The organism is Streptomyces gilvus (genome assembly GCF_022513565.1).
In the GTDB taxonomy this organism is placed as follows: Bacteria; Actinomycetota; Actinomycetes; order Streptomycetales; family Streptomycetaceae; genus Streptomyces; species Streptomyces gilvus.
Genome location: NZ_JAKWBE010000005.1, coordinates 39,675 through 62,047, shown reverse-complemented (window position 1 = coordinate 62,047; position 22,373 = coordinate 39,675). Strand labels below are relative to the sequence as shown.

Annotated in this window: 18 protein-coding genes; 7 read left to right on the top strand and 11 right to left on the bottom strand. The window is 70.5% G+C overall.

Annotation, left to right across the window (positions count from 1 at the left end; all coding sequences use genetic code 11):
• Positions 1-20: 20 nt before the first annotated feature.
• The 6 genes from MKW14_RS10420 to MKW14_RS10395 all read right to left on the bottom strand — a co-directional run bounded on the left by MKW14_RS10420 (position 21) and on the right by MKW14_RS10395 (position 9,146).
• A complete protein-coding gene (locus tag MKW14_RS10420) occupies positions 21-1,112 on the bottom strand; it encodes a lytic polysaccharide monooxygenase (RefSeq protein ID WP_240861424.1) in 1,092 nt (363 codons plus the stop codon).
• Between the two features lie 179 nt (positions 1,113-1,291).
• A complete protein-coding gene (locus MKW14_RS10415) occupies positions 1,292-1,429 on the bottom strand; it encodes a hypothetical protein (RefSeq protein WP_240861420.1) in 138 nt (45 codons plus the stop codon).
• Entirely contained in the window at positions 1,426-3,012 is a 1,587-nt protein-coding gene (locus MKW14_RS10410; protein WP_240861418.1) for a sensor histidine kinase, read from the bottom strand. The genes MKW14_RS10415 and MKW14_RS10410 overlap by 4 nt, the downstream gene beginning before the upstream one ends.
• A gap of 300 nt (positions 3,013-3,312) precedes the next feature.
• A complete protein-coding gene (gene acnA, locus MKW14_RS10405; protein WP_308314590.1) occupies positions 3,313-6,030 on the bottom strand; it encodes an aconitate hydratase AcnA in 2,718 nt (905 codons plus the stop codon).
• 232 nt (positions 6,031-6,262) lie between these two features.
• Positions 6,263-6,766, bottom strand: a complete 504-nt coding sequence (locus MKW14_RS10400; RefSeq protein ID WP_240861414.1) for a CYTH domain-containing protein — start codon at positions 6,764-6,766, stop codon at positions 6,263-6,265.
• A gap of 28 nt (positions 6,767-6,794) precedes the next feature.
• Positions 6,795-9,146: an ATP-binding cassette domain-containing protein gene (locus MKW14_RS10395; protein WP_240861412.1), complete on the bottom strand. Its 2,352-nt coding sequence runs from the start codon at positions 9,144-9,146 to the stop codon at positions 6,795-6,797.
• Between the two features lie 167 nt (positions 9,147-9,313).
• Between MKW14_RS10395 and MKW14_RS10390 the strand changes: the two genes are divergently transcribed.
• Together MKW14_RS10390 and MKW14_RS10385 are read left to right on the top strand one after the other, a co-directional pair.
• The gene (locus tag MKW14_RS10390; RefSeq protein WP_240861410.1) at positions 9,314-9,511 is read left to right on the top strand and encodes a DUF4236 domain-containing protein; all 198 of its coding nucleotides are present in this window, start codon (positions 9,314-9,316) and stop codon (positions 9,509-9,511) included.
• 64 nt (positions 9,512-9,575) lie between these two features.
• A complete protein-coding gene (locus MKW14_RS10385; RefSeq protein WP_240861409.1) occupies positions 9,576-11,105 on the top strand; it encodes a helix-turn-helix domain-containing protein in 1,530 nt (509 codons plus the stop codon).
• Positions 11,106-11,521: 416 nt separating this feature from the next.
• Here MKW14_RS10385 and MKW14_RS10380 read toward each other — a convergent pair whose 3' ends face one another.
• Positions 11,522-13,159 (bottom strand): outer membrane protein assembly factor BamB family protein, encoded by a 1,638-nt coding sequence (locus MKW14_RS10380; RefSeq protein WP_240861407.1) that lies wholly within the window; start codon positions 13,157-13,159, stop codon positions 11,522-11,524.
• Positions 13,160-13,268: 109 nt separating this feature from the next.
• Positions 13,269-14,231, bottom strand: coding sequence for a glycoside hydrolase family 26 protein (locus MKW14_RS10375; RefSeq protein WP_240861404.1), 963 nt, complete (start codon positions 14,229-14,231; stop codon positions 13,269-13,271).
• 261 nt (positions 14,232-14,492) lie between these two features.
• Between MKW14_RS10375 and MKW14_RS10370 the strand changes: the two genes are divergently transcribed.
• From MKW14_RS10370 to MKW14_RS10355, 4 genes are all read left to right on the top strand, one after another.
• On the top strand, positions 14,493-14,864 hold the full coding sequence (locus tag MKW14_RS10370; RefSeq protein ID WP_240861403.1) for a hypothetical protein: 372 nt from the start codon (positions 14,493-14,495) through the stop codon (positions 14,862-14,864).
• Positions 14,865-14,889: 25 nt separating this feature from the next.
• Positions 14,890-17,064: a bifunctional polysaccharide deacetylase/glycosyltransferase family 2 protein gene (locus MKW14_RS10365; protein WP_240861400.1), complete on the top strand. Its 2,175-nt coding sequence runs from the start codon at positions 14,890-14,892 to the stop codon at positions 17,062-17,064.
• Complete coding sequence (locus MKW14_RS10360) at positions 17,061-18,332, top strand: acyltransferase family protein (protein ID WP_240861397.1); 1,272 nt, start codon at positions 17,061-17,063, stop codon at positions 18,330-18,332. The genes MKW14_RS10365 and MKW14_RS10360 overlap by 4 nt, the downstream gene beginning before the upstream one ends.
• A 339-nt stretch (positions 18,333-18,671) precedes the next feature.
• The gene (locus MKW14_RS10355; protein WP_240861395.1) at positions 18,672-19,319 is read left to right on the top strand and encodes a lamin tail domain-containing protein; all 648 of its coding nucleotides are present in this window, start codon (positions 18,672-18,674) and stop codon (positions 19,317-19,319) included.
• 573 nt (positions 19,320-19,892) lie between these two features.
• On the opposite strand, the gene MKW14_RS10350 is transcribed toward MKW14_RS10355, so the two are convergent.
• Complete coding sequence (locus tag MKW14_RS10350) at positions 19,893-20,333, bottom strand: DUF6299 family protein (RefSeq protein ID WP_240861391.1); 441 nt, start codon at positions 20,331-20,333, stop codon at positions 19,893-19,895.
• Positions 20,334-20,561: 228 nt separating this feature from the next.
• On the opposite strand from MKW14_RS10350, the gene MKW14_RS10345 reads away from it, so the two are divergent.
• A complete protein-coding gene (locus tag MKW14_RS10345; protein WP_240861389.1) occupies positions 20,562-20,756 on the top strand; it encodes a DUF5999 family protein in 195 nt (64 codons plus the stop codon).
• A 10-nt stretch (positions 20,757-20,766) separates the two neighbouring features.
• Here the strand turns inward: MKW14_RS10345 and MKW14_RS10340 are convergent, their stop codons facing one another.
• Together MKW14_RS10340 and MKW14_RS10335 are read right to left on the bottom strand one after the other, a co-directional pair.
• A complete protein-coding gene (locus MKW14_RS10340) occupies positions 20,767-21,165 on the bottom strand; it encodes a RidA family protein (protein WP_240861387.1) in 399 nt (132 codons plus the stop codon).
• The gene (locus MKW14_RS10335; RefSeq protein WP_240861385.1) at positions 21,162-22,337 is read right to left on the bottom strand and encodes an acyl-CoA dehydrogenase family protein; all 1,176 of its coding nucleotides are present in this window, start codon (positions 22,335-22,337) and stop codon (positions 21,162-21,164) included. The genes MKW14_RS10340 and MKW14_RS10335 overlap by 4 nt, the downstream gene beginning before the upstream one ends.
• Positions 22,338-22,373 lie beyond the last annotated feature (36 nt).

Here is a 22,373-nt window from a genome sequence, read left to right as displayed (position 1 = left end):
GGTCCGCCCTGAGCGGTGCCTCAACCGACGCGACAGGGCAGGCTCGTCGAGCTGTCCCCGCCGTCGCCCTGGACCACGTACCCGAAGGTGGCGCTCTGGCCCGGACTGAGCGAGCCGTTCCAGTCGGCGTTGTGGACCATCACGTCCTGGCCGGTGTAGGTGGCGTTGCCGTTCCACAGGCTCGCGACCTGCTGGCCGCCCGGCAGGGTCCAGTCGACCATCCAGCCGAGCATGGGGACGTCACCGGTGTTGGTGACGGTCACCTCGGACTGGTAGCCGCCGTTCCAGCTGTTGGTCGTCCTGCGGGTGGCCGAGCAGGTGCCCGGGACGGGGTCGGTCGGGTTGCCCGGGTCGTGGATGCCCGTCACCTCGCCGTTGCCGCCGTCGAAGACGACGTCGGAGCAGGAGTAGAAGGTCTCCGCGCTGTCCGAGCGCTGCCACACCATGTAGATGACGTGCCGCCCCGACTTGTTCGCCGGGAGCTTGCCGGTCCAGGAGTAGTTGGCCTCGACCGTGCCCGGGGTGCCGTTGAGCGGTGGGTGGTCGACCGTGAGGAAGGGCTTGTCCTCGATGTCGTTCCAGGTGAGGGGTTTGGTCGGGTCGTAGCCGTCCTTGGTGACGTACACGTAGAACCAACCCGGGTGCGCGGCCCAGGCGTTGTAGGAGAAGTCGACGGTCGCGCCCGAGGTGAGGTGGGTGAGCGGCCAGTCGTTGCGCGGGAGGTTGAAGCCGGTGAAGTTGGGGTTGCCGCCGCTGCACAGCTCCCCGTCCGGGACGAAGCCGCGGGTGCGGCCGGCGCCGTCGGAGCGCAGGACGGAGAACCAGTTGTAGAACGGCGTGGTGCCGCTGACCTGTTGGGCCGCCTTGCAGGCGGGGTTCACGGGTTTGATCTCGCCGGTGTCGGTCAGCCCGTCCTGCCAGCACAGGAAGGTGCGGCTGCCGGGTTTCATCGGGGTGCCGTGGGCCTGCGCCTTCCCGCCCGCGGTGACGACGAGGGCGAAGGCGGGGATGGTGGCGAGGAGGGAGACGAGGATGAGGAAGAGGGCTCGGGTGGGGGTCGTCAATCGACGCGGGGAGCCGGGCGCCGATCGGGAGCTTCTTGTCAGGATCATGACAGTCCGATTCCTTCGATACGGCCTTACGGACGCGGGTGCCGGTGATGTGCGGACACGAGCGGGGTGGGGGCGCCGGGGGCGGCGGGTTCCGGTCCGCCGCCCTTATGGGAGCGCTCCCACCCCGCCTGTTGCGGAAGTTAGCGCGAATGGGCGCGACTGTAAACCGGGGGCGCGGCTCAGGTCGTCCGGTGGGCCGCGAGGCGGGGCGGGGCCGCCAAGCCCCTGAGTAGTTCGGCCACTTGGGGTGGCAGTGGAAGCAGGGGCGGATCACCGGGGTCGTCGAGGGCGCGCTGGAGGCGGTCGGCTGGGGTCACGGGGTGAGGGTAGGGGCGCTTTCCTGTCGTACCGTGCCCTCGGGGCGATCGGGCCCGTGATGCGGAGGGACGCCGTCGGCGTTCGTGGTCGGCAGTTCCACCGTGAACTCCGTGTGGCCCGGGCGGCTCTCCACGCCGATCCGGCCCCCGTGTGCGCACACGATCGCCGCCGCGACGGCCAGCCCCAGTCCCGAGCCGCCCGTCGAACCCGGCGCACGGTACCTGGAGGTGTCGGCCCGGGTGAAGGGCTCGAAGACCGTCGGCAGCAGCTCGGCCGGGATCCCCGGCCCGTCGTCGCGTACCCGGATCACACAGCGCTCCCCCGCCGACCGCACCTCCGCCGTCACGGTCGTGCCGACCGGTGTGTGCGTGCGGGCGTTGGCCAGCAGGGCCGCCACCACCTGGTGCAGACGCCTCATGTCGCCGGTGACCACGGCCGGGGCCTCGTCCACGTGGAGCGCGAGCCGCCAGTCGTGGCCGTCGCCCGCCGCCCGCGCGTCCCACAGCGCCTCGGCGACGACGGCCGCGAGGTCGACCTCGCCCGCCTCCAGGGGCCGGCCCTCGTCCAGCCGGGCGAGCAGCAGCAGGTCCTCCACCAGGCCGGTCATCCGGGCCGACTCCGCCGAGACCCGGCGCCAGGCCAGGACCGGCTCGACACGGTCCGCGCCGCGGTTCATCAGCTCCGCGTACCCGGCGATCGCGGCCAGCGGGGTGCGCAGCTCGTGGCCGGCGTCGGCCAGGAAGCGCCGCATGCGTTCCTCGCTGCGCCGGACGCGCTCCTCGCCGCGCTGCCGTTCGGCGAGGGAGGACTCGATGTGGTCGATCATCCGGTTGAGCGCGGCGCCGACCTGCCCGGCCTCGCTGCCGGGGTCGGTGTCCCCGGCCGGGACGCGGGTGAGGCCGGTGACCTCGCCGTGGTCCAGCCGGGCCCGGGAGACCTCGACCGCGGTGGCGGCGACCCGGCCCAGGGGGCGCAGCTGGCGTCGGATGACCACCGCGCAGACGACGCCGGCCGCGGTCAGCCCGAGCGCGGCGACCCCGGCCTCGGCGAGCACGAGCGCGCCGAGGGTGTGCTGTACGTCGTCCATGGGCAGCCCGGTCAGCACGCGCACACCCCCGCTCTGGGCGGCGGCGACGCGGTAGGTGCCGAGGCCGGGGAGGGTGCGGGTGTGTGCGGAGCCGTCGGGGGCGATGCCCCGCAGGGCGGCGCGCTGGGCGGCGGTGAGGGCGTGCGGTGGGGCGCCCTGGGTGACGCGCGCCGCCGCGAGGACGGTGCCGTCGGCGTCGAGCCGGGCGGCGAGCATCCCGGCGGGGTGTCCGTTCTCGGTGAGGAAGGACAGGCTCGTCGGGTCGTCGGGGCGGGACTGGGCGCCGTCCAGGTTGCGTGCGACGGCGTCGGTGACGCGGTCGTCGAGGTCGCCCATCAGATAGCCGCGCTGGACCAGGGCGGTGGTGAGCGCCATCGCGGCGCACACCACGACGAGCGTGGCGGTGACGAACAGGAGCAGGCGGGCGCGAAGGGAGCGGGCGCGCGGGGAGCGGGCGCGGGTGCGCGGGGAGCGGGCGCGCGGGCGGCCGGTCATCTGCCGTCCTCCGCCGGCCCGCCCGTGTGGTCCCTGCCGCCCGCGGCGCGGACCGCCGGCGTCCGGGGACCGTCGACCGGGTGCCGGGGGGAGAACGCGTGGCCGACGGCGGTCGCACGGACGCGGACGGAGGGGGACCCCAGGGTGCCTGACATGTCTCGATACTGTCCCGGTCCGCTGTCGGAACCCTGTGTTCAGCCTGAGGGTCGGTGATGACATCGGGGGGAAACGGCGGAAGGGCCGCACCCCCGACATACGGGGATACGACCCTTCCGTGGCCCGACTGCCCTGCCGTACCGCCTACTTGCGGATCAGGCTGCGCAGCACGTACTGCATGATGCCGCCGTTGCGGTAGTAGTCGGCCTCACCGGGGGTGTCGATGCGGACGACCGCGTCGAACTCGACGCCGGTGTCGGTGGTGACCTTCACCGTGCGCGGGGTGGTGCCGTCGTTGAGCTCCTCGACGCCGGTGATGGAGAAGGTCTCCTCGCCGGTCAGACCGAGGGCCTGGGCCGAGCCGCCCTCCGGGAACTGCAGCGGCAGGACGCCCATGCCGATGAGGTTCGAGCGGTGGATGCGCTCGTAGGACTCGGCGATGACGGCCTTGACGCCGAGCAGCGCGGTGCCCTTCGCGGCCCAGTCGCGGGACGAGCCGGAGCCGTACTCCTTGCCCGCGAGGACGACGAGCGGGACGCCCTGCTCGATGTAGTTGCGGGAGGCGTCGTAGATGAAGGAGACCGGCCCGCCGTCCTGCGTGAAGTCGCGGGTGTAGCCGCCCTCGGTGCCCGGCGCGATCTGGTTGCGCAGGCGGATGTTGGCGAACGTGCCGCGGATCATGACCTCGTGGTTGCCGCGGCGGGAGCCGTAGCTGTTGAAGTCGCGGCGCTCGACGCCGTGCTCCGTGAGGTACTTGCCGGCCGGGGTGTCGGCCTTGATCGCGCCGGCCGGGGAGATGTGGTCGGTGGTGACCGAGTCGCCCAGCTTGGCCAGGACGCGGGCGCCGGAGATGTCGGAGACCGGGGACGGCTCGTGCTGCATGCCCTCGAAGTAGGGGGGCTTGCGGACGTAGGTGGACTCCGGGTCCCACTCGAAGGTGTTGCCGGTCGGGATCGGCAGGGCCTGCCACTGGGCGTCGCCCGCGAAGACGTCCTGGTAGGACTTGTTGAACATGTCCTCGCCGATGGCGTTGGCCACGACGTCGTTGACCTCGGCCTCGGAGGGCCAGATGTCCTTCAGGAAGACCGGGTTGCCGTCCTGGTCGATGCCCAGGGCGTCCTTGGTGATGTCCACCTTCATGGAGCCCGCGATGGCGTAGGCGACGACCAGCGGCGGGGAGGCCAGGTAGTTCATCTTGACGTCGGGGTTGATCCGGCCCTCGAAGTTGCGGTTGCCGGAGAGGACCGAGGTGACCGCGAGGTCGTGGTCGTTGACGGCCTTGGAGACCTCCTCCGGCAGCGGGCCGGAGTTGCCGATGCAGGTGGTGCAGCCGTAACCGACCAGGTTGAAGCCGACCTTGTCGAGGTACGGGGTCAGGCCCGCCTTGTCGAAGTAGTCGGTGACGACCTTGGAACCCGGGGCGAGGGTGGTCTTGACCCACGGCTTGCGGGTCAGGCCCTTCTCCACGGCCTTCTTCGCGACGAGCGCGGCGGCGACCATGACGTACGGGTTGGAGGTGTTGGTGCAGGAGGTGATGGCCGCGACCGTGACGGCGCCGTGGTCGATCTCGTACGTCGAGCCGTCGGGGGCGGTGACGGTGACCGGGTTGGACGGCACGCCGTTCGGCGCGACGGCCGGGGCGTCGGACGCCGGGAAGGACTCCTTGCCGGACTCGTCCACGGAGTCGACGTAGTTGAGGACGTCGGACTTGAACTGCTGGGCCGCGTTGGCGAGGACGATACGGTCCTGCGGGCGCTTCGGGCCGGCGATGGAGGGCACGACCGTGGAGAGGTCGAGCTCCAGCTTCTCGGAGAAGTCCGGCTCGGCCTTCGGGTCCAGCCAGAGGCCCTGCTCCTTGGCGTACGCCTCGACCAGCGCGACCTGCTGGTCGCTGCGGCCGGTCAGGCGCAGGTAGTTCAGGGTCTCGTCGTCGATCGGGAAGATCGCGGCGGTGGAGCCGAACTCCGGGGACATGTTGCCGATGGTGGCGCGGTTGGCGAGGCTCGTCGCCGCGACACCCTCGCCGTAGAACTCGACGAACTTGCCGACCACACCGTGCTTGCGCAGCATCTCGGTGATGGTGAGCACCAGGTCGGTGGCGGTGGTGCCGGGCTGCAGCTCACCGGTGAGCTTGAAGCCGACGACGCGCGGGATGAGCATGGAGACCGGCTGACCGAGCATCGCGGCCTCGGCCTCGATGCCGCCGACGCCCCAGCCGAGGACGCCGAGGCCGTTGACCATGGTGGTGTGCGAGTCGGTGCCGACGAGGGTGTCGGGGTACGCCTGCCCACCCCGGACCATGACCGTACGGGCCAGGTGCTCGATGTTCACCTGGTGGACGATGCCGGTGCCGGGCGGGACGACCTTGAACTCGTCGAAGGCGGTCTGGCCCCAGCGCAGGAACTGGTAGCGCTCCTTGTTGCGGCCGTACTCCAGCTCGACGTTCTGCTTGAAGGCGTCGTTCGTGCCGAACTTGTCCGCGATGACGGAGTGGTCGATGACCAGCTCGGCCGGCGCCAGCGGGTTGATCTTCGCCGGGTCGCCGCCCAGCTCCTTGACGGCCTCACGCATGGTGGCGAGGTCCACGACACAGGGAACGCCGGTGAAGTCCTGCATGATCACGCGGGCGGGCGTGAACTGGATCTCCTGGCTGGGCTGGGCCTGGGAGTCCCAGCCGCCCAGGGCGCGGATGTGGTCGGCGGTGATGTTCGCGCCGTCCTCGGTGCGGAGCAGGTTCTCCAGCAGGACCTTGAGGCTGTACGGCAGTCGGGCCGAGCCCTCCACCTTGTCCAGCCGGAAGATCTCGTACGACTCGTCGCCCACCTGCAGCGTGCTGCGGGCGTCGAAGCTGTTCGCCGACACGACAGTCTCCTTCATTGATGTGCGCGTACCACCGTCCATCGTGCCGCCACGCCGACTTGGCCGGTCCGGTTAGGTCAGGCTAAGTTAGGCATGCCTTACTGGAGTGGCGGCCACGGTGCGCCTCGGCAGATATCTCGATGTCGAGATAACTCTAGTACATGGGCGCTGGATGGTCATGCCCGGCCTCGCACGTGGCGTCGCGGGGCGAGGGGGACGAATGACGGCCGCCGTCTCACCCGAGCCGAATCCCGTACTCCCCCAGCCATCCCGCCAGCACCTCCCGGGAGACAGCGACCAGACTCCCGCCCGTGAACCGGACGTCCTCGGTGACCTCCGCCGCACACCAGGCCGGCGGCACGAAAGCCAGGGCCGCCTCGTCGCTTTCGAATTCGGCCTCCGCCAGAACCAGGCCCGCGAGCGGCCCGCCGAAGACGTCGACTCCCAACGGGGGCACACTCAGCCGCGTCTTGGTCAGTAACGCCGCCGGCAGCGAGGCGAACAGGTCGTGCTCGGCCGGGGAGAGGTACACGGTGGTGATGAGGCCCTGCACGGCGCCGGGCCGCGCCGCGGGGATCTTCTGGGTGAGTTTGAGTTCCGGTTCGCCGCCGTCCCGGCGCTCGGACCGCCGTAGCCGCAGCCGGGTCCCCGGAAGATAGCGGTCGGTGATCACGCGGGTGGCGGTGACCGACGCGGGAGCGGGAGGACTTTCCAGGAGGAAACGTCTCTCTCGCTCCACGCGCGCGTACTTTGCCGGACGCACCGGGCTAACCCGCCACGTACTCCGCCAGGTGTTCGCCGGTGAGGGTGGAGCGGGAGGTGACCAGGTCGGTCGGGGTGCCCTCGAAGACGACGCGGCCGCCGTCGTGGCCCGCGCCGGGGCCGAGGTCGATGATCCAGTCGGCGTGTGCCATGACCGCCAGGTGGTGCTCGACCACGATGACGGACTTGCCCGAGTCGACCAGGCGGTCGAGGAGGCCCAGGAGTTGCTCGACGTCGGCGAGGTGGAGGCCCGCGGTCGGCTCGTCGAGGACGTAGATGCCGCCCTTGTCCGCCATGTGCGTGGCCAGCTTCAGGCGCTGGCGCTCGCCGCCGGAGAGGGTGGTGAGCGGCTGGCCGAGGGTGAGGTAGCCGAGGCCGACCTCGGCCAGGCGGGTCAGGACGCGGTGCGCGGCCGGGGTCGCCGCCTCCCCGGCGCCGAAGAACTCCAGCGCCTCCGTCACCGGCATCGCCAGCACCTCGCTGATGTCCCGCCCGCCGAGCCGGTACTCCAGCACCGAGGCCTGGTACCGCTTGCCCTCGCAGTCCTCACAGGTGCTGGCGACACCCGCCATCATCGCGAGGTCGGTGTAGACGACACCGGCGCCGTTGCAGGTCGGGCAGGCGCCCTCGGAGTTGGCGCTGAACAGGGCCGGTTTCACCCCGTTGGCCGAGGCGAACGCCTTGCGGATCGGGTCGAGCAGGCCGGTGTACGTCGCCGGGTTGCTGCGCCTTGAGCCCCTGATGGCGCCCTGGTCGACCGAGACGACGTTCGCGCCACGCGGGATCGAGCCGTGGACGAGGGAGCTCTTGCCGGAGCCCGCCACACCGGTGACCACGCAGAGCACCCCGAGCGGGATGTCGACGTCGACATCCTGGAGGTTGTGGGCGTTCGCGCCCCGGATCTCCAGCTGTCCGGCCGGCTTGCGCACGGTGTCCTTCAGGCCCGCCCGGTCGGCGAGATGACGGCCGGTGACGGTGTCGCCGGAGCGCAGGCCCTCGACGGTGCCCTCGAAGCAGACGGTGCCGCCCGCCGTTCCGGCGCCGGGGCCGAGGTCGACGACGTGGTCGGCGATGGCGATGGTCTGCGGCTTGTGCTCGACGACGAGCACCGTGTTGCCCTTGTCCCGCAGCCGCAGCAGCAGTTCGTTCATCCGCTGGATGTCGTGCGGGTGCAGGCCGGTGGTCGGCTCGTCGAAGACGTACGTCACATCGGTGAGCGAGGAGCCGAGGTGGCGGATCATCTTGACGCGCTGCGCCTCACCGCCGGACAGCGTGCCCGAGGGGCGGTCCAGCGCGAGATAGCCGAGGCCGATCTCGGCGAAGGAGTCGAGGGACTGCTGCAGCGCGGTCAGCAGCGGGGCGACGGACGGCTCCCGCAGGCCGCGCACCCACTCCGCCAGGTCCGTGATCTGCATCGCGCACGCGTCGGCGATGCTGATTCCCTTGATCTTCGAGGCGCGGGCGCCCTCGGCGAGCCGGGTGCCGTCGCACTCGGGGCAGGTGGTGAAGGTGACGGCCCGTTCCACGAACTCCCGGATGTGCGGCTGCATCGCCTCCTTGTCCTTGGAGAGCATCGACTTCTGGATCCGCGGGATCAGACCCTCGTACGTCATGTTGATGCCGACGATCTTCATGCGGGTGGGCTCGCGGTGCAGGAAGTCGTGCAGTTCGCGCTTGGTGTACTTGCTGATCGGCTTGTCCGGGTCGAAGAAACCGGACTCGATGTAGAGACGCGAGTTCCAGCCGCCGCCCTTGTAGCCGGGGACGGTGATGGCGCCCTCGTTCAGCGACAGGGACTCGTCGTAGAGCTGGGCGAGGTCGAGATCGGTGACGTTGCCGCGGCCCTCGCAGCGGGGGCACATGCCGCCGGTCCGCTCGAAGGTCGCCTTCACCGCTTTCCTCGCGCCCTTCTGGACGGTGATGGCGCCGGCCGCGCGCACCGAGGGGACGTTGAAGGCGTACGCGCTCGGCGGGCCGATGTGCGGTCGGCCGAGCCGGCTGAAGAGGATCCGCAGCATCGCGTTGGCGTCGGTGGCGGTGCCGACGGTGGAGCGCGGGTCGGCGCCCAGACGCTGCTGGTCGACGATGATCGCGGTGGTCAGACCGTCCAGGACGTCCACCTCGGGCCGGGCGAGGGTCGGCATGAAGCCCTGCACGAAGGCGCTGTAGGTCTCGTTGATGAGCCGCTGCGACTCGGCGGCGATGGTGTCGAAGACGAGCGAGCTCTTGCCCGATCCGGAGACACCGGTGAAGACCGTCAGCCGGCGCTTGGGGATCTCGATGCTGACGTCCTTGAGGTTGTTCTCACGCGCGCCGTGCACGCGGATCAGGTCATGGCTGTCGGCGGCGTGGCTCATCGTCTCTCCAACCTCTCGGGCGGCCTGGCTCGATCCAACGCTATGCGGGGGCCGCAGGTCGGCGCTTCTCGAATCCTGACCGCTTGCCGGGCGATCGACGGGATCGGCCATCGTCGCGCCAAGTCGGGGTAACCGGACAGGAAACAGACCGCTCGGAAGGAGGCACGATGCCCCTCACGTTCCGTAAGAGTTTCCGGATCCTGCCGGGTGTGCGCCTGAACATCAACCGGCACTCCTGGTCCATCACCACCGGCGGCAGGAACGGTCCGCGGCACACCCACAGCAGCACCGGACGTCGTACGACATCGATGGATTTGCCCGGACCTTTCGGGTGGCGGAAGACCCACACCGCCAAGCGACACTGACGGGGCATCACCCGAACGGACCCCCCGAGATGCCCCATCTCATATCTGAGATAGCCTCAACCCCATGGCAGACGACTACCTCGTACGCATCGGCAAGCTCATCCGTGACGCCCGGCAACACCGAGGCTGGTCACAGGCCCAGCTGGCGGAGGCGCTGGGCACAAGTCAGAGTGCCGTCAACCGCATCGAGCGGGGCAACCAGAACATCAGCCTTGAGATGATCGCTCGAATCGGTGAAGCGCTCGAGAGCGAAATCGTCTCACTGGGCTACGCGGGACCGATGCATCTGCGGGTGGTCGGCGGCCGCCGGCTCTCGGGGGCCATCGACGTCAAGACGAGCAAGAACGCGTGCGTGGCGCTGCTGTGCGCGTCCCTGCTCAACAAGGGGCGCACCGTGCTGCGCCGCGTCGCCCGGATCGAGGAGGTCTACCGCCTCCTGGAGGTCCTCAACTCCATCGGTGTGCGCACCCGTTGGATCAACGACGGGGTGGACCTGGAGATCGTGCCGCCGGCCGAGCTCGACATGGCGGCGATCGACGCCGACGCGGCGGTGCGCACCCGGTCCATCATCATGTTCTTCGGCCCGCTGCTGCACCGTATGGACCGCTTCAAGCTGCCCTACGCCGGCGGCTGCGACCTGGGCACCCGCACCATCGAGCCGCACATGATCGCGCTCCGGCGGTTCGGGCTGGACATCGCCGCCACCGAGGGCCAGTACCACGCCGAGGTGGACCGGACGGTCCGCCCCGACCGTCCGATCGTGCTGACCGAGCGCGGGGACACCGTCACCGAGAACGCGCTGCTGGCCGCCGCCCGGCACGACGGCGTCACCGTCATCCGCAACGCCTCCTCCAACTACATGGTCCAGGACCTGTGCTTCTTCCTGGAGGCGCTCGGCGTCAGGGTCGAGGGCATCGGCAGCACGACGCTCACCGTGCACGGCGTGCCGGAGATCGACACCGACGTCGACTACTCCCCCTCCGAGGACCCGGTCGAGGCGATGAGCCTGCTGGCCGCGGCCGTCGTCACCGAGTCGGAGCTGACGGTGCGCCGGGTGCCGATCGAGTTCCTGGAGATCGAGCTCGCGGTCCTGGAGGAGATGGGCCTCGAGAACGACCGCACCCCGGAGTACGTCGCGGACAACGGCCGCACCCGGCTGGTGGACCTCACGGTCCGGCCCTCCAAGCTGGAGGCGCCGATCGACAAGATCCACCCGATGCCCTTCCCCGGCCTGAACATCGACAACGTCCCGTTCTTCGCCGCCATCGCGGCCGTGGCCCAGGGCAAGACCCTCATCCACGACTGGGTCTACGACAACCGCGCGATCTACCTGACCGACCTGAACCGTCTCGGCGGCCGTCTCCAACTCCTCGACCCGCACCGCGTCCTGGTCGAGGGCCCGACCCGCTGGCGGGCGGCCGAGATGATGTGCCCGCCGGCCCTGCGCCCCGCCGTGGTCGTCCTCCTGGCGATGATGGCCGCCGAGGGCACGTCCGTCCTGCGCAACGTGTACGTCATCAACCGCGGTTACGAGGACCTGGCCGAGCGCCTGAACTCGGTCGGGGCGCAGATCGAGATCTTCCGCGACATTTGATACGACGATGCCGCCGCACCCTGTCTGACCTGCTGCTTAGCGGGCCAGGACGGGGTGCGGCGGCGTCTCTGGGACTTCTCTGGGATTTCTCTGGGACTTTGGGCTCGCGCCACACGCGAGCGCCGTCGGCGCCGCGATCCTCCAGAAAGGCGATCACGCCCGCCGTGGCCGGTGCGGGCTTGCACCCGTAGGAGTTGAAGCAGTTCCGGTTGACGGCCTTCCGCTCGCGCCCGGACACCAGGAGGTCGTAGGTCCTCGGCCGTCGGTGCCGGATGGCCTGCGCCACGCTTGACCGCAGCGGCACGCCCCTGACCTTGCGGCCCTTGGGAAGCGTGAACGACCTCCTTCTCGCCCGCGCGACCGGCACGGTCAGAGGCGGACGAGCTCACCGGAACAAGGTCCGCGACAGAGTCGAGCTAGCGGTAGCGGCGCACGCCGCCGTTGGACCCGAGGGCGCTGAGTTCGAGCACGCCGCCGTCCGGCGTGACGTACACCGTCCCGGCCGTGAAGCTCCATGTGCCGCTCCCCGTCGGCAAGCCCGCGACCGGAGTGGTGCGCCCGGTGCGCCGGTCGATGGTGATGAGCTGCGGGGAGCCGGAGGTGGTGACGGCGTACACCGTCTTGTCCTCACCGGGCGGCGGGACGGCGAGCGCGGTGGAGGGGCGGGTCCAGAGCTTGGCGCCGGTGGTGGTGTCGAAGCCGTCGACGGCGGTGCCGCCGACGGCCGTGGCCGAGGTGGCCAGGACGGTGCCGTAGAGCCGGGCGGAGTGGTCGGCCTCGGTGGTGTTGCCGCTGGTGAGCTCTTCGTTGCCGACGGCCAGCTTGCGGCCGTCGCCATGGGCGTCGAAAACCCGTACCGCGTCCTGGCGGGCCGTGTGGACTGCGGCAACCAGCGGTGAGCCGGACAGGATGTGTGTGACATCCGAGTGGGCGCTCTCGGCCTTGCGCCAGATCACCTTCCCGGTCTTCGCGTCGTACGCGGTGAGGGTGAACCTGGTCTTCTTGTCGAGGCAGTAGTCGTCCACCAGCACCGTGCCATCGGTGCCCCAGCCGTAGGCGTTGCAGTAGCGGCCGCGGGGCTTGTAGCCCCAGACGCGGCCGCCGGTACGGGTGTTCACGCCGCCGAGGAAGTTCTCGCTGACGATCGTGGCGACATCGTCCTGCACATAGGTCGAGGCGGTCACTGTCGACGGGTGCCTGGTGCTGGTCAACGGCATGGACCAGAGGATCCTCCCGGTGGACGCCTTGACGCCGGCCAGCCAGGTGCAGGTGCTGCCGTCCTTGCCGAAGGCGACCGTGCCGACGCCCTCGGCGCTCAGCGTCGGTGACATGGCGCAGGGGACCGTGCCGCGCTTGGCGGCGGTCGCGGAGGAGACGGTGCTCCACAGCCGGCTTCCGTCGGCGATGTCGTAGGCCCGCAGGCCGCCCCGGGTGCCCGCCACGACGAGCAGCTTGTCGGTGAGCCAGCTGCCGATGAGTGTGTCGTCGTGGGCGGGCGCCGGTATCTGCCACACCTGCCTCAGGTTCTTGGAGGCGACGGCGGCGGCCTGTTCCCGCTTGAGCAGGACGGCGGCGGAGCCGCCTGCGGCGGCGAGGACGGCGAGAACGAGCGCGATCCGGCCCGCCTGCCTGGTCTTCCCGGGCCTTTTGCCGCGCCCGCCCGTGGCGGGCTGCGCGGTGACCGGCTCGGAGGAACGGGGGGACTCCCGTCCGAGGACTGCGGCCTCTGCCGAGCGGTGCCGGCGCTCCCGGTCGGCGGGTTCGCCGCCGGGCCGGGTGTACGGGGCTGTGCGGCCACCCGGCCCGCGCACGGCCTCGTGGGCGGCGGAGCGGGGCTCGGAGACCCGCAGCGGCATGGTGGCGTCGAACCGGGGGCCGGAGTCGGCGCGGTGGGCCTGACCGGCGGCCGGCCGGCCCTCCCTCGGCGAGTCGGTCTCCGCCTGCCGCCGCTGATCCCCGTACGGCTGCGGTTGGGCGTCCGGCACACGGGGCCGGAACGCCCAGTCGTGCCCCTCCTGCGGAGCGCCCTGTCCCGGCGACGAGTGCGTCGTCATCTCCGTGCTCTCTTCCGCTCGGGCAGCCACGGGCGTCTGCCGCGATGATGCGCCCTGATCAGTGCTGTCTGTCGCGGGCCGCGGCCCGAACTCCCACAACGACGCGGGATCAACCGTCCTTGAACGAGTGGCCGAAGCCGCTCCGGGACGACTCCACCTTGAACGCGGCCAGCGCACCCAGCGAGGAGCTGATCCGCCAGTCCATCAGCTGCTTGCTGCCCGGCCAGTCCTTGCGCTGGTCGTACCAGACGATCCCGATGACGCCGGCCTTCGCGGCGCCCTGGAACAGGTCACGGATGTGCGCCTCCTTGCTCTTGCTCTGCGCCACCCCGGTCTCCGCGATCAGCACCGGTTTGTCGGAGAAGTTCGCGATCTCGCGCAGGGTCGGAGTGAACAGACTGGAGAACGCGACACCGTCGAGGGGCCCGTAGTAGCCGATGAGGCCGACCCAGTCGACGTAGGAGTTTCCCGGGTAGTAGGGCCGCAGTTTCGCGGTGGTGCCCGAGTCGATCACGTGCGGAGTCCACGTCCAGATCACGTTGGTGACGCCCTGTGCGGCGAACATGTCGTGCACGTGCCGCCAGGCGGCGACGAAGTCGGCGGGCTTGGCGTGCTCGGGACCCCAGGAGTTCCATGGGCCGTTCATCTCGCCGGCGAAGGAGAGGATCAGCGGTCCGTCGTAGGCGGCTGTCTGCTGGGCGAGGCGGCGGATGTAGGCGTCGTCCTTGCCTGCGGCGATGTCGGCGAGCGCGGTGTCGGAGGGCACCAGCGCCATCATGGGCAGCCGGTCGTGCTGCCACAGGAAGGCGTTGCCCTCCGTGTCGAAGTCGTCGCCCCAGTTGCTGTAGTACTCGCGGATGTCGGGCGCCCGCCCCGCCTCTTTGGTGAACTTTGTGACGATTCCGTACTGCCAGGGGGTCTTGTTGTCGACGACGCCCAGTGCACGGCCGGACGGCTTGAGCATGGACGAGACCTTGAAGCGCGCGGCCGGGGCGGTGGCCGTATCCGCCGTGGTGTCGCCTTCGTTTCCCGCTCCGCCGCAGGCGCCCGCCAGGAAGGCGACGGCGGCCATGAGGGCCACGGCGACCCAAAGGCGGCCGCGACGGCGAGGTATGACCATGCGTCAGGTCCCATCGGGCAGGAAGCAAGCTGAGTCGCCGGACTCCCACGGGACCCGCGTGACATTCACGGAATCTGCATATTACTCTACGGTTGATCGGGCCGGATCGGATCATGTCCCTTACGTGCCGCATTTATTGGTTTTCCGCACTACTTACTGCTTTCGGTAGCGCCGAACCGGCAGTTGGCCCATGAAGAAGGCTCGAGGCTTCCGATGACCAGTACCTCCACGGAGGTCGAGCCGGCTCCCGTCTTTGTGGACCGGACCGGTCAGCGAGGCCGCCGTCTGCGCGGTCTCGGCTGGCTGGTCGGCGTCGTCTGCACGGGATTCGTGCTGGCGATGATCTCCGGCCTGGTCGGAACCCAGTCGCAGGCACCCGCGCTCCATGTCCCGGACACCGCGGACACCACACCGCCCAGCCAGTACCTGAACGCGCCGGTGCCCGCGGCTCCCGGCGTCGCCGGGTCCGCCGACAGCACCACCGCCACCACCCCGGCGGCCTCCCCCGACGCCACCGCGTCGGTCATCGCGACGCCGGCGGACGGCACGGCGGCGTCGAGCCCCGTGACCGCCGCCGCGCAGTAGCCAGACGCGACCGACCAGGAAGACCATGTCCCGCTCCCGCCGTCACCGTTCACGGCAGTCCCTGGCGCGGCCGCGCCGACTCGCCGCGCCCCCTCTGCGTTTCTTCCTGCCGCTCACTCTGCTGGCGACCCTGCTCGCGTTGATGGTGCTCCGGGGCATGGCGAACAACGAGGTCTTCCATGACGAGCGCATCGCTGTCTCGGTGGACAAGGGCACCGTCCCCACCAGCGTGCTGGAGGGCGGCCCGGTCGTCGACGCACGCGGCGACAAGAACAGCAAGCCGGTCAGCTACACGATCCCGGACAAGACGGTCGTCCTCTCCTTCGACGACGGGCCGTCCCCCCAGTGGACGCCGAAGATCCTCAAGGTGCTGAAGGAGAAGAACGTCCACGCGGACTTCTTCGTCACCGGCTCGATGGTCACCCGCAACCCGGCGCTGATCCGCCGGATCGTGGCCGACGGTCACGAGATCGGCGTGCACACCTTCACCCACCCCGACCTCGCACTGCACTCCGGCTCCCGGCTGACCTGGGAACTGGGTGAGACCCAGCTCGCGCTGGCCGGTGTCGCGGGCATCCACTCCGCCCTGTTCCGCCCGCCCTACTCCTCCACCACCGACGCGCTCGACGACTGGTCGTGGCCGGTGACCCAGCAGGCCGGGTCGGAGGGGTACCTGACCGCCTTCATCAACAAGGACACCGACGACTGGAAGCGCCCCGGCGTCGACTCCATCGTCAAGGCCGCCATGCCCGACCTCCCGGGCCAGGGCGAGATGGTCCTGCTGCACGACGCGGGCGGCAACCGCTCGCAGACGCTGGCAGCGCTGCCGGTCATCATCGACAAGCTCAGGGCCCAGGGCTACACGTTCAGGACCACCGGCGAGGCGATCGGCTCCGGATCCGCCAACACCAAGGTCAGCGGCTACAGCCTGTGGCTCGGCACGGCGTTCCTGTGGTGCACCACCTTCTCGGTACGCCTGATGCCATGGCTGATCGGCGTGCTCGCGGTCGTCGGCGCGCTGGTCATGGCGCGGTTCGCGCTGATGCTGGTGCTCTCCACCATCCATGTGCGGCGCGTGCGCAAGAAAGGTTTCTCCTGGGGCGCCCCGGTCACCGAACCGGTCACCGTGGTGGTACCCGCGTACAACGAGCAGGAGTGCATCACCAACACCCTGCTCTCCCTGGCCAGAAGCGACCACCCCATCGAAGTGATCGTGGTCGACGACGGATCGAGCGACGACACGGCCGCCATCGTGGAGGAGCTCGGCCTGCCGATGGTCCGGCTGATCCGCCAGCGGAACAGCGGAAAGCCCGCCGCCCTCAACACCGGTGTGGCCGCCGCCTCGCACGCCCTCATCGTCATGATGGACGGCGACACGGTCTTCGAACCCGCCACCGTCCGGGAACTGGTCCAGCCCTTCGCCGACCCCCGCGTCGGCGCGGTGGCCGGCAACGCCAAGGTCGGCAACCGCGACACACTGATCGGCGCCTGGCAGCACCTCGAGTACGTGATGGGCTTCAACCTCGACCGCCGCATGTACGACGTGCTCGACTGCATGCCGACCATCCCCGGCGCCATCGGCGCCTTCCGCCGTACCGCGCTTCAGGAGGCGGGGGGCATGAGCGACGACACGCTCGCCGAGGACACCGACGTGACCATGGCCCTGCACCGGGCCGGCTGGAAGGTCGTCTACGCCGAGGACGCCCGCGCCTGGACCGAGGCGCCCGTCAGCATGAAGCAGCTGTGGTCGCAGCGGTACCGCTGGAGCTACGGCACCATGCAGGCGATGTGGAAGCACCGGCACGCGCTGCTGGAGCGGGGCCCGGCCGGCCACTTCGGCCGGGTGGGACTGCCGTTCGTCGCCCTGTTCATGGTGGTCACCCCGCTGCTCGCCCCCGCCTTCGACATCGGCATGGTCTACGGCGTGGTCTTCGTCGACGCCTACAAGACCCTGGCGGCATGGTTCGCGGTGATGGCCCTGCAGGCCGTCTGCGCCTGGTGGTCCTTCCACCTGGACAGAGAGAAGGCGTGGCATCTCATCACGCTGCCGGCCCAGCAGGTGGTCTACCGGGTGCTCATGTACATGGTGCTGCTGCAGTCCGCCATCACCGCGATGACCGGGGGACGGCTGCGCTGGCAGAAGCTCAAGCGCACCGGCGAGGTGGGACTCGAAGTCGCGACGGGAGAGATGACTTCATGAGTACGTCGGAACGGGCTGCCCACGGCGTCCAGGATCCCTCCGAGACCCTGGCCCTACGAATCCTGGTCCCCAGCGTGTTCACGGAGCAGCGCGACACGGAACCGGAGGAGGCTCCGGCGCCCGCGCGCAGGCCCGGCCGCGACCGCTACCTCGACCTGCTGCGGGCGCTCGCCCTGGTCCGCGTGGTGATCTACCACAACTTCAGCTGGACCTGGCTGCCGATCGTCTTCCCCTCCATGGGAGTCATGTTCGCGCTCGCCGGGTCACTGATGGCGCGGTCCCTCAACCGACCGGCGCTGAACGTGATCCGCGGCCGGCTACGCCGACTGCTGCCGCCGATGTGGCTGTTCGGCGCGGTCGTGGTACCGCTGATGATCCTTCAGGGCTGGGGCCCGCACTACAACCACCACCCTCACTGGTGGTGGGCCGAGATGGCCTTCTGGGTCCTGCCGCTCAGCGAGCCGCCGTTCGGGGCCTCGCTGCACACCTTCGGCGGCCACCTGCCCGCCTCCTGGGCCGAGCAGATCTCCGTACCGCTGTGGTATCTGCGCGCCTATCTCTGGTACGTACTGCTCTCGCCGCTCCTGCTCAAGGCGATGCGGAAGCTGCCCTGGGTCACCCTCCTGGTGCCGCTCGCGCTCGCGTTCTTCATCAACTCCGGCCTGGTCGACCAGTCCGGCCGGCTGATGGAGGCCGCCACCGACTTCACCACGTTCGGCTCCTGCTGGCTGCTCGGCATGGCCCACCAGGAGGGGCTGCTCCGCAAGATCCCGCAGTACATCGTGCCGTCCGTCGCTCCGCTGATACTCATGTTCGGCATGTGGTGGCTGCTGCGGTCACCGGTGGACAACCCGCGGATCGGACACGACCTGGAGGCGATACCCGTCGCCCAGGCGATCTGGTCCTTCGGCGCGGTGCTGCTCCTGCTCCACCTGAGCCCCTCCTGGGAACAGTGGCCCAAGCCGCTGGAACGCTTCAACGGCGTCATCAGCCTCCTCAACTCCCGCGCGGTCACGGTCTACCTGTGGCACTCCTTCGCCCTGGTCCTGACCGAGCCCCTGATCGACCCCCTGTGGAGCAACACCTTCTTCTACGACCACGCCCAGTGGCTCCTTTCAAGCCAGTGGACCCCCCTGCTCCTCGCCGCCCCCCTGATCTGCACGGCCATCATCCTCTTCGGCTGGATCGAGGACGTAGCAGCCAAACGCCGCCCACGCCTCTTCCCCTACCCCCGCCGCCCCAAGGGACGCAGGCGCAGCCGCGAGTAGGCCGGTTGCATGGGCCGTTACTCACTTTCGGGTGACGGCGTTCTCGCAGGTGGGGTGGCGGGGGGTGGCGGACTCATGCCGCATTCCAGTGTTTCCAAGGGCGGACTTCCCTATATGCCGTCAACTCGGTGCATTCGGCCGGTAAATGGTCATTACAGGCGAGAGTCATAGATATCTGTTGGATCTGTAATGAGGCACGCATTCACCCCACCGGACGTGGGGATTCGGTGCAGGGTGTGGATGTGCGGCCGACCGGTCGCCACCCGCACAACACACCCCGCCGACCTGCGGTTTCATCGCCGTGGCCGGGGTGTTCCACCCTTGCGAAGGGGGACACTCGTGTCCGTTTCTGCTTCCGTCCGTCGCCTGACCGCCGCCGCCGCGGTCGCCGCCGCCGTCGTCGGTGCCGCCGCGCTCCCCGCCGCGGCCGCCGACCACCAGCCCGGCCGCCCGCACCACGGTTCGGTGTTCATCAGCGCCGTGCACTCCGCCTCCCCGTGGCGTGACGGCCGGGGCAACCGGTCACTGAACGCGGAGTGGGCGGACATCACCAACAACTCCCGCCGGGCGGTGAACCTGGACCACTGGACGCTGTCCGACCGGGAGGGCCACACCTACACCTTCCATCACGTCCTGCTCCAGGGCCGTTCGACCGTGCGCGTCCACACCGGTCTGGGCCGGGACACCACGAGCGACGTCTACCAGGACCGTCGCGGGTTCGTGTGGGACAGGAACTCCGACACCGCGACCCTGCGTGACGAGCGCGGCCGCCTGGTCGACGAGACCTCCTGGGGCCGCCACGACCGCGACGGCGGGCGCGACGGGGACCGCCGCCACGACGGGGACGGCCGTCACGACCGGGACGGCGGGCGTGCCGGGGACGGCCGTCACGACCGCGACGGTGGGCGCGACGGGGACCGCCGTCACGACCGCGACGGCGGCCACCACGACCGCGACGGACGGCACGACGGCGACCGCCGCGCCTGACCGACCCGGCACGCCGGCGTGAATCCGGCTGGCTGACTGGTGGCGCGCTGCCCCTCGGGGCGGCGCGCCACCGGCGTGTTGCCGCTTCCGCCCCTTCTCGACCACGGAACGCCGTCTCCTTCTTGTTCTACAGAACCTTGATGCGCTACCGAGCTTCTGTAGACCATCGGGATATCGGTACCCGCACCGGCGCGAGGAGGCGCTCGGCATGGTGGAGGCGTCCTTCGACCGGAGCCCGCAGTCGTACCGGCACTGGAGGCTGCGTACGGACGGGCCGGTCGCCTGGCTGGAGCGGGACGTCGACGAGGGCGGCGGGCTGGTCCCGGGCTACGAGCTGAAGCTGAACTCCTACGACCTCGGTGTCGACATCGAGTTGTACGACGCCGTGCAGCGGCTGCGCTTCGAGCACCCGGAAGTCCGGGCCGTGGTGCTGACCGGCGCCAAGGAGCACTCTCCTCCCCGCCGGTCGCGTGCTCTCTACACACTATTCTGTCGGCACGCAACGCATCTGTGGAGTGTGGGGGGGGCGTCGTGCCCGCGGGCCGTGGTTCCGCGGGCACGAGGGGGCGGCGGTCAGCTCCGGGTCAGGGTGATGTCCTGGCGCCGCAGGGCGTGGAAGCGGGGCAGGGGCAGGCCGCCGACGGGGCGCAGTTCCATGACCGTGGCCTCGACGTCGGCCGCGCCCGGCTGCACCGGGTCCGAGGAGACCTTGCCGGTGTTCGCCCAGGCGTGTGTCACGCCGTCGCAGACGGCACGGGTGCCGCCGATGCCGTGGCGGACGTTCGAGGAGCCCTGGGCCAGGGACGAGCTGACGAAGACCGGGCCGGTGTTGCCGAGACAGCTGTAGGTGCCGGAGAGCGTGACGGTGCCGTCCGCGGCGATGGTGCCGGTCGGGTCGACGGTCACGGTCTCCTGCGGGTCCGCGCTCGCCGGCGCGGCGGTGGCGGCGAGCGGGAGCAGCGCGGCCGCCGCGGCGGCGAGGGCGAGGGTGGGGCGCAGGGAGAGCGCGGGCATCGGAACCTCCTGAAGGTGGGGCTTCCACTGGTACCGGGCGCGCGCGTGTGTTGCCGTGACCGTCACCCCATCGGTGGCGAGTCCGCATCGACGGTCGTGGAACCGTCCGGGTGTTGTCCGCGTGTTGTCACGCTTCTCGTCCAGCCGTTCCGATGAGTTCGCGAGGGGAGCATGGTCTTGTTCACAGGGACCCGGAGCGAGGGGTCCCGACCGACCTGGAGGTGCGCCATGTGTTCACGCCGGCCCTCGTGCCCTGCCTCCGACGGCCACGCCCCGCACATCGTCGCCGCCCACCCGGAGCAGGGCTGGGCGCTGCTGTGCGACGGCGGGATCGTGTTCGACGACAGCGGTGAGCTGACCGCCGACGGCCGCGTCGTCGCGCCGCACCGGCTGCCCGCCGAGCGACCGGCCGTCGCCGCCTGACCGACTCGGGTCAGGGCAGCACGGCGAAACCGTCGAGCTCCACCTGTGCCTGGTCGTCCCAGAGGCGTACGACCTCCACGACCGCCATCGCCGGGTAGTCCCGTCCCGCCAACCGCCGCCAGATCCGCCCGAGTTCGGGCGCGTGGACGCGGTAGGCGGCGACGTCGGTGGCGTAGACGGTGACGCGGGCCAGGTCGGCGGGGGTGCCGCCGGCCGCGGTGAGCGCGGTCAGCAGATTGGTGAGCGCCTTCGCGAACTGGGCGGGGAGCGTGTCGCCGGTGACCTTGCCCTCGGTGTCCAGGGCGGTCTGGCCGGCCAGGAACACCACGCGGGTGCCGGTGGCGACGACCGCGTGCGAGAAGCCGGTGGGCGGGGAGAGTTCGGGCGGGTTGACGCGTTCGGTGCTCACTGGCCTGCCTCCGGGGTTTCCGTCTCCGCGTCCGGCTCCGTGCCCGACTCCCTGTACAGCTCCCTGTACAACTCCTTGGCGATGATGCCGCGTTGGACCTCGCTCGCGCCCTCGTAGATGCGCGGGGCGCGAACCTCGCGGTACAGGTGTTCCAGCAGATGTCCGCGGCGCAGCGCCCGGGCGCCGTGCAACTGGACGGCCGTGTCGACGACTTGCTGCGCGGTCTCGGTGGCCAGCAGCTTCGCCATCGCCGCGCGTTTGGGGTCGTCCGGGGCGCCCTCGTCGTACGCCGTCGCCGCCGCGTACACCATGAGGCGGGCCGCCTCGGTGCGCAGGGCCAGCTCGGCGACCTGGTGCGCGACGGTCTGCAGATCCCGCAGCTTGCCGCCGAACGCGTCCCGTCGGGCGGTGTGCGCGAGGGTCGCGTCCAGGGCGGCCTGGGCCATGCCGACGGCGAAGGCCCCGACGCTGGGCCGGAAGAGGTTGAGGGTGCCCATCGCCACGCGGAAGCCGCGGTCGACCTCGCCGAGCACGTCGTCCGCGGTCACGGGTACGGCGTCGAGGCCGAGGGCGCCGATGGGGTGCGGCGAGAGCATGTCGAGCGCGGTCCCGGTGAGTCCGGGGCGGTCGGCGGGGACCAGGAAGGCGGTCACCCCGCGGGCGCCGGCGCCGTGGGTGGTGCGCGCGAAGACGGTGTAGAAGTCGGCCTCGGGGGCGTTGGAGATCCAGCACTTCTCCCCGGTCAGGCGCCAGCGGGCCGCTCCGTCGGGCTCCGCCCGCAGCGCCAGCGCCGCCGCGTCCGAGCCGGCGTTCGGCTCGCTCAGCGCGAACGCGGCCACCGCGGCGCCCACGCTCACCCTCGGCAGCCAGTGCTCGCGTTGGGCGGGGCTGCCGTGGGCGTGCACGGGATGCGCGCCCAGGCCCTGGAGGGCGAGGGCCGTCTCCGCCTCCGTGCAGGCGTAGGCGAGGGACTCCCGCATCAGGCACAGGTCGAGCGCGCCGGAGGTGAACAGACGGCCCAGCAGGCCGAGTCGGCCCAGTTCCTCGATCAGCGGGCGGTTGACGTGGCCGGGCTCGCCCTTCTCGGCGAGCGGGCGCAGCCGCTCCGCCGCCAGCGTACGCAGCCGCGCACACCAGGCGATCTGTTCCGGTTCGAGCGAGAATGCGGGCATCGCCGGTCTCCTCTCCGCCGCGTCTCCTCCGACGTT